Raw genomic sequence first — 11,942 nt, 5'->3', positions numbered from 1 at the left:
TTTGTAACTATAATAGTTACATATAATTTGTAACTGAATTAGTTACATAAAGGGAGGAAAATTGTTTATGAAAATTGCCGTTATTGGTGCAACGGGAAAAGCAGGAAGTCTAATAGTAAAGGAAGCAAAGGAACGAGGACATGATGTTACGGCTATTGTCCGCAATGCTTCTAAAGTAACTGATGTACCAGCTGTTGAAAAGGATATTTTCGATATTACATCAGAGGATATAAAAGATTTTGATGTTGTTGTAAATGCATTTGGCACTGCACCTGGTGAAGAGCATAAACATGTGGAGGCAGGAAAAGTATTAATCAATGCCTTGAAAGGAGCGCCTAATACGCGGCTTATTGTTGTAGGAGGAGCGGGCAGCCTGTTTGTCGATGAAGCGAAAACAACCCGCCTCTTTGATACGCCGGATTTTCCGAAAGAATATTTGCCGGTAGCGAAAAGCTCAGCTCAAAATTTGCAAGATCTTGAAAACTCTGAAGGGATTCAATGGACTTATATTAGCCCAGCTGCATTTTTTGATCCGCAAGGTCCGCGCACAGGTGAATATAAAGTTTCAGGCGATGTGCTTGCTGTCAACTCTGAAGGCCAAAGCTACATCAGTTATAGAGACTATGCGATAGCACTTGTAGATGAAATTGAAAACCGTAAGCACATTAATAAACGTTTTTCCGTCGTATCCAAATAAAAGCTTGATTGCCGAGCGGTGCAGATTTTCTTATTTTTTTACGGTTTGAGATTTGGGAGGATTTCGGGGGTTATTCATATAATGAAATATAAGCCTCAGACACCCTGTGGGGAGCTGAGGCTTATATTTTTCTATAAAGTTGAACAAACTACCCGTTTTTCACACGGGCGGTTTTTTTAAAAATAAAGAGGGGGTTCCCAAAAGTCAACTTATACTGACTTTTTGGACAGTTCCTTAATATTAAAGAGCCGCTTTTATTACTTTTTTATAATAAAGTACGGAGAGAAAGCCGAAAATCGAATACAAAGCTGTATATAGCAGCATGACGAGAATCATTGGCGTCCAGAGCTCTGTGCCGAATAAAAACCATCCGGATTGAACGGCAAAGTAGCTGTGGAAAAGTCCGATGATCAAAGGAATCCCAAAATTAAAAGCTTGTTTGGCTTGAACTCCTTTGAGCAAGTCGCCTTGTGTGAAGCCGAGTTTTCTTAAAATGGTATAATTTAGCTTTTCATCTTCGCTCTCATCCATTTGTTTGAAATAAAGAATGCAGCCGGATGTAATCAGAAAAGTTAAACCTAAAAAGCCGACAATAAACATGCTGAGCCCCATAGATCGTTTTTGATTACTGCTCATGGCGAGCCGTGAATCATGATTGCCGCTAAACGTCGTTTTTTGAAAGATTTCATTAGCTTCCTGTATTTTAGCTTCATCTTGAATATCAATTCCTATATGAACAGACGGTTTCATGTCCATGTCCTTTTGTAAACGGTCAAATATCGTTTCGTCGACAATGGCAACAGGCAGGCCGCCGCCTGTGAAAAAATAGGAAATGTAGTATTCCTTTTGTAAACCTAAATATTTTTGCGGTATGACTTCGTGCCGGCCTTTTAATTCGATTTGACCGGAACTTTTCAGCGGCATAAACTTCTGCATCATATCGTTATACCCTGCAAAAAGAGTTTCATCTGGAGACAGATTGATCTTTTCTACATCGTCGTCACTAATGATTGGGAGAGGCATGGATGCCGGGTCAACTTTCAATTCCTTCAGCTTTGTATCTAATATTTTCTCCATATTGATGTTTGCGTGGATCACATCAATCATTTTTTCACTGTATGGAATGTGATGCGCATGTAATGCTTCTTTAAAATGCTTTGCATCTTCCGCATTCGTCAGAGCAAAATCGGCGGCGACATAATTTTCAGCGGATTTTTCCGATGAATAGTAGGAAATATAACTTAAAGATAACAATCCGATGGCAAGAGCAGAGACGGTTGTAATGATCGTTAATAATAAAGCATTTGACTTCATTCGGAACATAATCGATGAAAGAGATAGTACCTCATGAATATTTAAATAACCATCCTTCTTTTTTCTAATGAGATAAAAAATAAAGCTGACAGACCCTTTATAAAATAAATAGGTTCCGATAATGACAGATCCTAGTATAAAGATCATCGCAAGGAATAGCTCATTCATCGTAGTAAAATCGCCGCCAAATAACTTAGACGAAATATAGTAGCCTATAATGATGAAGAATATGCCGAGAATCCCGATAATCATTTCCAACAGGGATACTTTTTTTACTTCTGTAGTGGAAGCAACTTTAAATAAAGATAAAATGTTCTGCTTTTTAATAAATACGTAATTCAACAGCATGATACAAAGATAAATCGCACTAAAAACGATCACTGTTTGGATCAAAGCATTAGGTGAAAAAGTAAGCGTTGCAATGGCATTGACGCCGGTAATTTTAAACAAAATCATAATGAATAATTTGGAGCTGGAAAATCCAATAAAGACTCCAATGAATAATGAGCTGAAATAAATGATAAAATTCTCAGCCGTAAGAATGCGGAATATTTTCCCTTTTGTCATGCCGATTAATTGAAGCAAGCCAATTTCTTTACTGCGCCGTTTAATGAAGATGTTATTGGCATACAAGAGAAAGACAGTCACAATGACAATCAATAATACGGATGCAGTTCGAATGGCAGCAGCCCCTTTAATCGAGCCTTTTGTTGCATCCATTGACGGATCATATTGCAATGTGACAAACGCGAAATAAAGGGCTACTGTAAACATTAAGGCAAATACATATAAATAGTAGTTTTTCAGATTTTTTTTCAAATTACGGAAAATCAGCTGATTAATGCTCATTTTGCACCCCGCCTAATACCCCTTGGGTTTTCATAATATGCTGAAAGAACGTTTGTCTTGTTTCTTCCCCTTTTATTAATTGGGTATAAATTTGTCCGTCTTTTATAAAAATGACCCTGCTTGAGAAGCTTGCTGCAACCGGATCGTGGGTGACCATAACAATGGTGGCTTTTCGTTTTTGATTTAATTTTTGCAGCTTGTTTAATAGATCAGATGCCGACTTTGAATCAAGAGCGCCTGTTGGTTCGTCGGCGAAAATAATGCTCGGCTCATGAATAAATGCCCTTGCTGCTGAAGTGCGCTGTTTTTGGCCGCCGGAAATTTCATTCGGATATTTGTCTTTGATCTCATAAATTCCTAGTTCTGTCGCTAGTTCATTAAATTTTTGCTCCGCGTCTTTTTTTGCTGTTTTTGTAATGGATAAAGGCAGCAGGACGTTTTCTTTCACTGTTAGTGTATCGAGCAAATTGTATTCTTGAAAGATGAATCCTAAATGTCTTTTGCGGAATTCAGCCAGTTGTTTTTCTTTCATGCTTACAATGTCTTTTCCTTCTATTTTGATCGTTCCTTGGCTGACTTGATCAATAGAGGATAGAACATTGAGCAATGTCGTTTTCCCTGAGCCGGATGCCCCCATGATGCTGACGAATTCTCCCTTTTCGACACGAATGTCCAATCCCTTTAACACTTCTTGTTTATTAAATTTGTTTCCATAGCTTTTGTAAATTTTTGTTGCCTCTAAAATATACATATCGCGTCCCTCCTTGATATTTTTATCATAATCGTCCTTCTTGTATTTTTCCTTCGATTCAGCGAACAAAATGAAAAAGCATGTGACAAAATTGTCACATGCTTGTAATGCGGACAAATTCATTTTTCTTTGGAAAGGTTAAGGTAACAGTCGTTCCTTCTCCAAGCTTTGACTCTACTTTAATATCTATCAGCAATGTTTCGGCGGCTTTTTTCGCCAAGTATAATCCCATGCCTGTTGAGGCATTGTCCTGATGTGCGGTCGTGGATGTGAAGCCTTTGTCAAAAATGCGCGGCAGATCCTTCGGGTCAATGCCACGGCCGAAATCCTTCACTTTGATCATTGTTTGATCATTTTGCCGATAGCTTTGAATGATGATATCGGATGAATCGCTGTATTTTACCGCATTTGTTAACAGCTGTCTCATGATAAAGGCGAGCCATTTCGCATCGCTTAGCACTTCGGCAGCCTCTAGCTCGACCTCAAACCCAATTCCTTTTTGCATACACCATGATTGCAAAGCTTTTATCTCTTTGAAAATGAGTGGTTCCAGTGCAACATTTTCAATATATAAATCATTTTCCATGAAAGGAATCCGTTTTTGATGAAGCTGCTGGTCAAGCAGCAGATGAATGCGCAGCCATTCATATGTCAATTGTGCTTTGATAACTTCATCATCTAATCGTTGAATGATTAAATGCATCGCTGTCAGCGGTGTTTTAACTTCATGAATCCATGACAGCAATTCATCTTTTTCCTGCTCGAGCGCAATTCGATTTTGCGAAGCCTCTTGTTTCAAAAGCTTCGTTTGGTTTATTATCCGCTGTTCAATCATTTTTTCAAAAGGGCTTTCAGCATTCGCTATACTTGTTAAATCAAGGCTGTTTTCCCATCCTTCCAAGCTTTTATAAAACTTTGTTTCTTTATTGTAGCGGATGATGACAAAAATGAAAAAAATAATCATCAATAAAAAGACAATATAGAGAACGGACTTTAATGAAATGGTTGAATCAAGATAAGAAATAAAAAGGATAAACAGCTGCATGAATAAAAAGAGAAGGATCCAGCTCTTTCTTTCAATAATATATTTTTTAATCATATACGGCTGCCTCTTCCTTTGCCATGTAGCCTTGGCCGACTTTCGTTTCAATAAAGCGTCCCAACCCGAGCTCATCCAATTTTTTTCGCAAACGATTGACATTGACCGTTAATGTATTATCGCTGACAAAGCGCTCATCCTCCCACAGGCTTTTGATTAATTCTGTCCGGCTGACGATTTTGTTTTTCTTCTCAAGCAAATGCTTTAATATCAATAGTTCATTTTTAGTTAGTTCAATTGTTCCTTTATCATTTGTGACCGTATTGTTCTCATAATCGACCGTCGCCCCGCACCATGCCTTCAGCTTCATTCGTTCTGTATTATAGTTGTATACTCGGCGGAGAATTGCTTGTATTTTTGCGATAAGCACCTCGAAATGAAACGGCTTTTGTATAAAATCATCCGCTCCAAGCTGCATTGACATCACCATATCGGTCGGGTGATCCCGCGATGATAAAAAAATAATCGGAACGTTGGAATGGGAGCGGATCATTCGGCACCAATGAAATCCATCAAACTTTGGCAGCTGAATATCAATGATGACCAAATCAGGCTTGATGGCTGTAAATTCTTCAATCACTTTTCCAAAGTCAGTAATGCCGTATACATCATAAGACCATTGTAATAACCGTTCTTTTATTTCATGAAACAGGGTGGTGTCATCTTCAATGAGCAAAATTTTAAACAATGCTTTCACCACACTTTTTTCACTTATGTTTGTTAGACTTTTTCCCGCTGTCCTATATTGTGCATGATTGAGCGGATAGCGGTGTTTTTTTGCGATTTTTCTATAATTGATTGTATAAATCATTTTCCGGCTTTCTGAAGATTGCTGTTCCCGAGGGTAAAAAAATGATCTTTGCCCTTATTATAATTGATTTTACAAGGTAATTGAAACGGTTTAATGTTGCGATGAGCCGTTTTTCAACTCGTTTAAGAGTTTTAAAGGTTTATTAAAGGCGGATGTGAGGTCAGAATACTTATTGTTAAATTTTGTTTTTATATTAAAAATATTCCAGTTTATACCGATATAAAAAATGGAAATTTTATAAAATATGGAGGAGGTTATTATGAAAAAAATTGTCGGAGTTATTTTTACGCTGGCTGTTCTATCATTTTCGTTCGTATTTGCATTCTTTCCTGCAAAAACTTCAGCTGCATCCGCACCACCATTAACGGATTTACAGATAATTGGTATTACGTCGGATGGAAACGATAATGAATGGGAAATCATTTCACAAATCAATTGTCGGCAATCACTCCTTTAAAAGGGAGAAACATAAGAATTGCCATTTATGTTGAAGGTACTGAGCGTCCAGGCTTTCTTAGAATATATAATGGTGGAAGGGATATTACTTCTCAAACTCGTAAACCTTTAGCGGATGAACCTTTATCAGGATCTGACAAAATTGTGTATGGGTGGATCAAATATTATGAAATACCTATGAGGCTATTGACTACAGAATCGATCAGCATTTCAGCGTTAGATTATTTTTCAAATAAAACACTTTATGATCACATAAATTTTACAATTGTTAGGGAGTGATCTTATATGAATATTACTGAAACTCAATATTTTGCTGCTTATACGCAATTGACGCTTGTAGCTCCGTTCAAAAAACATTTGGAAACAGGCAGCCCTTATGGCAACGAGACAAGAGAAGAATACAACAGCAAAATGGATTTTTATGAATTTATGGACGCAATAAAGGAAGGGAAAATTGTAAATGAAGATTTAGCCAGAGAAACGTCTCATTTCCATAATAAAATTTTGGATGATAAGATGAGGTATGGTGGAGATCCATTTTTCAATGCAGAAGTAGCAAAAATTATTCAAAAAGCATTTAAACTCGGTTTAGTCGGAAAAAACGAAGAACTTATTGCCAAATACGAGCAAAGCATTTAAAAATGGAATAAAACAAGCCGCTTGAACGCCAAATCACCGGCAGTCAAACGGCTTGTTTTCGTTTTGTCTGTTAATTTTTAATGAATTATTTCACTTCTAAATAAATAGTTCAAGTATTCTCTTTTGTTCCAGCAAAATGCTTTACACAAAATCAAATTAAATTAAAATAAACTGGTTTTATGTTATACTTTGTTCAGTAATAAGCGGGGAACAGATTATGATGAAGGGAAAGAGGCTACATGAAAATACGTGTATCTGCTGTTCAATATCATCTTCATTCCATCGGGAGTTTTGAAGATTTTGCAAACCAAGTAACGCATTATGTGAAAACCGCAGAAGAGTTTGATGCTGATTTTGTTCTTTTTCCTGAATTTTTTACGACTCAATTGCTGTCCATTCCGAATCAAAAGCAGACGATTCAAAATTTACCTCATTATACGGACCGATATTATTCACTATTTACATCGCTTGCTAAAGAAACGGGCATGCATATTATTGGAGGCACTCATATTATCGAAAAAGAGGGACGATTGTATAATACAGCCCATTTATTTTATCCCGATGGCCGGATAGCTGAACAAGCGAAGCTTCACTTGACGCCGACGGAAGTGAAAGAATGGCATTTGACTCCCGGAGAAACGGTTCAAATATTTGAAACCGAAAAAGGAAAAATTGCCATGTTGACTTGTTATGATATCGAATTTCCAGAAATCGTTCGAATTGTACGAGGAATGGGAGCTGACGTTGTGTTCTGTCCGTCTTGTACAGATGACCGCCACGGATTTCAACGAGTGCGGTATACAAGCCACGCCAGAACGATTGAAAATCAAATCTATGTGGTGACAACAGGAACAGTAGGTTCGCTTCCTACCGTTGATTTTATGAGGGCAAATTTCGGCCAGGCAGCGGTCATTACTCCGAACGACGTCCCATTTCCGAAAAACGGGATTTTGATGGAGGGGGAAATAAACCACGATATGATTATTACGGCGGATCTTGATTTATCTCTCTTATACAAAGTGAGAGAAAACGGATCTGTCACCACTTGGAGAGACCGCCGTTTTGATTTGTATCCTGATTTAAGTGTTCATGGACGAAAGGGGAATGGAGATGAGCCGTTACAGAAAGAGATTTTATCTGAATAATCAAGGCCGCAATGTCGAAGTGGTGATAAGGAATTATAATGAAGCAGATTTTGATGAATTAATTGAAATTCAAAAGGAAAGCTTTCCGCCGCCTTTTCCATCAGAACTTTGGTGGAATAAAGAGCAATTAACGAATCACGTGACATTGTTTCAGGAAGGCGCTTTATGTGTTGAGGTAGAAGGAACGTTAGCAGGATCGATGACATCTTTAATCGTGAATTTTGATCCCGCCCATCCTGATCATACTTGGGAAGAGATAACGGACAACGGCTATATCCGTAACCATGATCCGAATGGCAACACTTTATATGTTGTGGATATTTGCATCCGTCCGTCCCACAGAAAGCTGGATTTAGGAAAATGGCTTATGCAATCAATGTACGAAGTAGTTGTCCATAAAGGATTGGATCGCTTGCTCGGCGGCGGCAGAATGCCGGGATATTATAAATATGCGGATGAGATGTCAGCTGAACAATATGTCGATGCTGTCGTCAGCGGAGATTTAAAAGACCCGGTTATTTCATTTCTCCTCCGTTGCGGACGGACGCCTCTTGGAATTGTGGCTAATTATTTGGAGGATGAGGAATCCCGTAACTATGCTGTTCTAATGGAATGGAAAAATCCGTTTAAATAAGTAATTGAAAAAAGCTGCTTGAACGCCAATTATTGGTGATACAGCGGCTTTTTTTCATGCTCGCTCTCTGCTAATATTTTAAACTTGCTTTCACATGGAATATGAGCCAGTTTCCATATCAAACTTCGGCTTTTTGGATCTGTACCTCCGATATGATCGTTCGGTATTTACATATTGCAGCCATTGCCTATTCACTTTTGCCTAAGGTAAAATCAAACATAATAAGGCATGACTGGGGCGATAAATAGTGGATGAACGAACGAAGCATTATTTTGCGGAATTGCAGTCAAGTGATAAAAATGCGCAGTACGAAGCGTACAGCAGCATTATGAAGATCACTGAAGAAGAAGTCGATTGGGCGTATGAAGTATGGGATCAGCTGAAGGAAGAGCTGACAAGTAAAGACCCTCATAAGCGCTCGCGTGCTGCTCAGTTTTTAAGCCGCTTAGCGATCAGCGATCCCGAACAGCGAATGTTGGAGGATTTTCCTCAAGTTTGGGAAGTAACCTATGATAAAAAGTTTGTAACTGCCAGACATAGTTTGCAGGCTATTTGGAGGATTGGTTTAGCTGGGGAAAAGCAAAAAGAGATGGTTATCCGTCATTTGGCAGCTCGGTTTGACAACTGTGTTGACGAAAAACATGCGACACTTATTCGGTTCGATATTATTCAAGGGCTGCGAAACTTGTATGATAAAGTGCAGGATGAAGCGATCAAGCAGCTTGCCTTCGATTTAATTGAAAAGGAAGAAGATCCGAAATATCAAAAAAAATATGCAGCAGTATGGAAATAGAAAAAAAGAGCCGTCAGTAGCAACACTCCCAGTAAATAAATGGCAATATGATTGAAAGAATGATTGTTTGCTGATTATGTAGTGGCTTTAGAGGATCGGAAGGTATTTGCAGACTGTCTCAGGCATTCATTTCCAACAGATTAATTGAAGAACAAACATATTCTTACAATAACAGAAGGAAAAATAATGCCCTTTTAAAGTGATTGCACATCAAATAAATGCCGTTTGAAGTGAAAAAAGAAGAAAATTTTCATTTTGAAGTATTATACGCTGTCAAGCTTCTATAAAAAATGCTTTTGATCATTCGTCTCAGCGTTTCAAAGCAGAGGTTTCAAAAGAAAAAACTGCACGTAAATATTAAATCGGCAACATTTTATAAAAAAAATTTTTCAGTTGATTGGCTATCATAGAACAAAACATTACATTTCGGAGTGATAAACGATGGAAAATTCTCAAATAAATGAAGTTCAAGAGCTGTACCAGCAACTAATCAATGCGTGGAACAATCGAACTGCTAGCGGAATGACGGATCTGTTTACTAAGGATGGCGAAAGCATTGGTTTCGATGGCAGTCAGTCGATTGGACACGATGAAATATTCGCACATCTCCAGTCCGTCTTTGAACACCACCAGACAGCTAAATTTGTCAGCAAAGTGAAAAATGTCCGGTTTCTAGCTCCTGATATCGCTATTTTACGAGCGATTGCCGGTATGGTTCCTCACGGCCAGTCCGATTTAAATCCTGATGTGAACACTCATCATACACTTGTTGCAGTGAAAACGGAAGGAATTTGGCGTATTCAACTTTTTCAAAATACTCCAGCTCAGTTTCATGGCAGACCTGAATTGGTTGAACAAATGACCGAAGAGTTAAGACAGCTGCTTAAATAATCCATGTCCTGTTCAGGGGAATGGTGAAATATACTTTCATGCAAAAAGAAGATTAGGAAAATCCTAAATCTTCTTTTTTGATGTGTGCGAATAAAACGCTTCACATTTTCATAACGAAAAAATCATTTTTATATAATCATCGTTGATATCAAATTTGTTATTAATGACTTTTTGTTGCTGTAAGCATTTGTGATATTTGGACAAGTATACTTTGATACCTATTAGTGGCATTTGTTTTAAATAAAAAGCGAGCAAATCGGAAAATGCTTTTACTACTATAAAACTACCCTCCAATTATGATTGCAAGCTGCGATGATAGTTTTGTGCTCTAATATGTAGTTGGCAATGAGTTCGGTCATGTCGATGGGGATATTTTTAACGATCGGTTTTTCTTTAAACATATCAAAATTGCCTGTTCCACCAGCGCGGTAGCTGTTCATGACGACATCATATTCTTTGTCAAGCTCCAATGGGCTGCCGTGATAATTTAGCTTCACAACTCGTTGGCCAACTGGATTAGAGATTTTTAATTCGTATTCAATTCCTTCCCACATATCATAATTGTAATGCTGCGGTTTAGGATATAAGAAAGCGGGATTGACAGAGATTGTTCCGTTTTGAACCGTAAAATACTTGGCGCTTTGCTCTAAAGCATCTTTAATATCTTGGCCGCTGATGCGGATGACAGTTAATGTGTTCGGATAAATATAATTGGAAACAATATCGCGCATTGTAACATGTTGTTTGAATCCAGGCAAGTCATTATTGAATAAGGCAGTGGCAGAAATATCAACTTTGGCTGTTTCCATTTGCACCTTATTGATAAATTCTATAAAAGGATTGTCTTGTAATCGGTTCTTCAATGGATCAGATACGGTCATGTCACCAATAACGGTTCCGATCGGCTGATCCAGCCATTTTTGCGTTTCTTGTTCAATATCGGATATCAATGCCAAAACATCTTGATTCGCTTCCATTTTTTCATCAATTTTGATTAAGTTGGAATGACTAACGATTGCGGGGCTGTTTCCATTTACCTTCTGTCTAACTTTCATCGTCACTTCACCCAAAAATTGCCCCAGATGGCTTGGCTGAATGATTGTGATGCCGTTTAGTTTATCTGCGAGTGGGCGGTGCTGATGGCCTGTGATTAAAATATCAACACCCTCTAGTTCTTGGCACATTTGGTATGCTTGGTTTTCTCCTGTCAGCTGTTCTATAGGCTCTCCAGTTTGTAGATCTCTTTCAAATCCCCCATGATATGAGACGATCATCACATCTGGTTTTTCTTTTTGGCGAATATCGCTCACCCATAATTTAGCCGTTTGCAATGCATCTTTGAAAACAAGTCCCTCAATATTTCGCGGCTCTTCCCAATTAGGGATGAAATGAGTGGTTATACCAAGTACAGCAATTTTGACTCCGTCCAATACCTTGACGAGATAAGGTGTTCCAAAAGCGGGCTCTCCTGTTGTTTGCTTCAAGATATTAGCGGACAGCCAAGGAAAAGCTGATTGATCAATCGCCTTTTGTAAATAACTTCGTCCATAATTAAATTCATGATTTCCCAATACGCATGCATCATATTGGAGATCATTCATAACTTGAATCATCGGATTTTCACTGTCGGGTCTGTTTTTTGCATGGTAATAAGTCAACGGGCTTCCTTGAATCAAGTCTCCATTATCAAGTAAAAGTACATTGCCTTTTTTTCTTTTTTCTTTTATAATCGTGGCTATTTTAGCCAGTCCGAAATTTTGTTCTTCTTTGTCTCTGTAATTGGTCGGGTAAATGTAGCCGTGAAGATCGCTGGTTACAAGCAGATGAATCGTAGTTTCCTTCTCCATTATTTTCCTCCTTCTT

Annotated in this window: 12 protein-coding genes; 7 read left to right on the top strand and 5 right to left on the bottom strand. The window is 38.1% G+C overall.

Translation table 11 applies throughout. The features are described 5' to 3' along the window. Positions 1–67: 67 nt before the first annotated feature. The gene (locus tag NSQ94_RS18790; protein ID WP_094244775.1) at positions 68–697 is read left to right on the top strand and encodes an NAD(P)-dependent oxidoreductase; all 630 of its coding nucleotides are present in this window, start codon (positions 68–70) and stop codon (positions 695–697) included. Positions 698–937: 240 nt separating this feature from the next. Here the strand turns inward: NSQ94_RS18790 and NSQ94_RS18785 are convergent, their stop codons facing one another. From NSQ94_RS18785 to NSQ94_RS18770, 4 genes are all read right to left on the bottom strand, one after another. Then, entirely contained in the window at positions 938–2,860 is a 1,923-nt protein-coding gene (locus NSQ94_RS18785; protein ID WP_066251461.1) for an ABC transporter permease, read from the bottom strand. Then, entirely contained in the window at positions 2,850–3,611 is a 762-nt protein-coding gene (locus NSQ94_RS18780) for an ABC transporter ATP-binding protein (protein ID WP_117016894.1), read from the bottom strand. Before NSQ94_RS18780 ends, NSQ94_RS18785 begins: the two co-directional genes overlap by 11 nt. Positions 3,612–3,705: 94 nt before the next feature. Continuing rightward, on the bottom strand, positions 3,706–4,710 hold the full coding sequence (locus NSQ94_RS18775) for a sensor histidine kinase (RefSeq protein ID WP_144598300.1): 1,005 nt from the start codon (positions 4,708–4,710) through the stop codon (positions 3,706–3,708). Beyond that, positions 4,703–5,398 carry a response regulator transcription factor gene (locus tag NSQ94_RS18770; RefSeq protein ID WP_066251529.1) on the bottom strand — a complete coding sequence of 232 codons (696 nt, stop codon included), beginning with the start codon at positions 5,396–5,398 and terminating at the stop codon, positions 4,703–4,705. The genes NSQ94_RS18775 and NSQ94_RS18770 overlap by 8 nt, the downstream gene beginning before the upstream one ends. A 382-nt stretch (positions 5,399–5,780) precedes the next feature. On the opposite strand from NSQ94_RS18770, the gene NSQ94_RS18765 reads away from it, so the two are divergent. From NSQ94_RS18765 to NSQ94_RS18740, 6 genes are all read left to right on the top strand, one after another. Further along, on the top strand, positions 5,781–5,978 hold the full coding sequence (locus NSQ94_RS18765) for a hypothetical protein (RefSeq protein ID WP_327873541.1): 198 nt from the start codon (positions 5,781–5,783) through the stop codon (positions 5,976–5,978). Between the two features lie 284 nt (positions 5,979–6,262). Then, positions 6,263–6,616, top strand: coding sequence for a hypothetical protein (locus NSQ94_RS18760; protein ID WP_066251453.1), 354 nt, complete (start codon positions 6,263–6,265; stop codon positions 6,614–6,616). A gap of 239 nt (positions 6,617–6,855) precedes the next feature. Continuing rightward, positions 6,856–7,761 carry a carbon-nitrogen hydrolase family protein gene (locus tag NSQ94_RS18755; RefSeq protein ID WP_339229813.1) on the top strand — a complete coding sequence of 302 codons (906 nt, stop codon included), beginning with the start codon at positions 6,856–6,858 and terminating at the stop codon, positions 7,759–7,761. Then, positions 7,727–8,395 (top strand): GNAT family N-acetyltransferase, encoded by a 669-nt coding sequence (locus NSQ94_RS18750; RefSeq protein ID WP_232515623.1) that lies wholly within the window; start codon positions 7,727–7,729, stop codon positions 8,393–8,395. Before NSQ94_RS18755 ends, NSQ94_RS18750 begins: the two co-directional genes overlap by 35 nt. A gap of 247 nt (positions 8,396–8,642) precedes the next feature. Further along, positions 8,643–9,188, top strand: coding sequence for a hypothetical protein (locus NSQ94_RS18745; protein ID WP_063389119.1), 546 nt, complete (start codon positions 8,643–8,645; stop codon positions 9,186–9,188). 441 nt (positions 9,189–9,629) lie between these two features. Next, positions 9,630–10,079, top strand: a complete 450-nt coding sequence (locus NSQ94_RS18740; RefSeq protein WP_339212144.1) for an SgcJ/EcaC family oxidoreductase — start codon at positions 9,630–9,632, stop codon at positions 10,077–10,079. Positions 10,080–10,354: 275 nt separating this feature from the next. On the opposite strand, the gene NSQ94_RS18735 is transcribed toward NSQ94_RS18740, so the two are convergent. After that, the gene (locus NSQ94_RS18735; protein WP_063389117.1) at positions 10,355–11,926 is read right to left on the bottom strand and encodes a bifunctional UDP-sugar hydrolase/5'-nucleotidase; all 1,572 of its coding nucleotides are present in this window, start codon (positions 11,924–11,926) and stop codon (positions 10,355–10,357) included. Between the last annotated feature and the right edge of the window lie 16 nt (positions 11,927–11,942).

The organism is Aeribacillus sp. FSL K6-2833 (assembly GCF_037965815.1).
GTDB lineage: Bacteria > Bacillota > Bacilli > Bacillales > Aeribacillaceae > Aeribacillus > Aeribacillus composti.
This window is presented reverse-complemented; position numbering and strand designations above follow the sequence as displayed.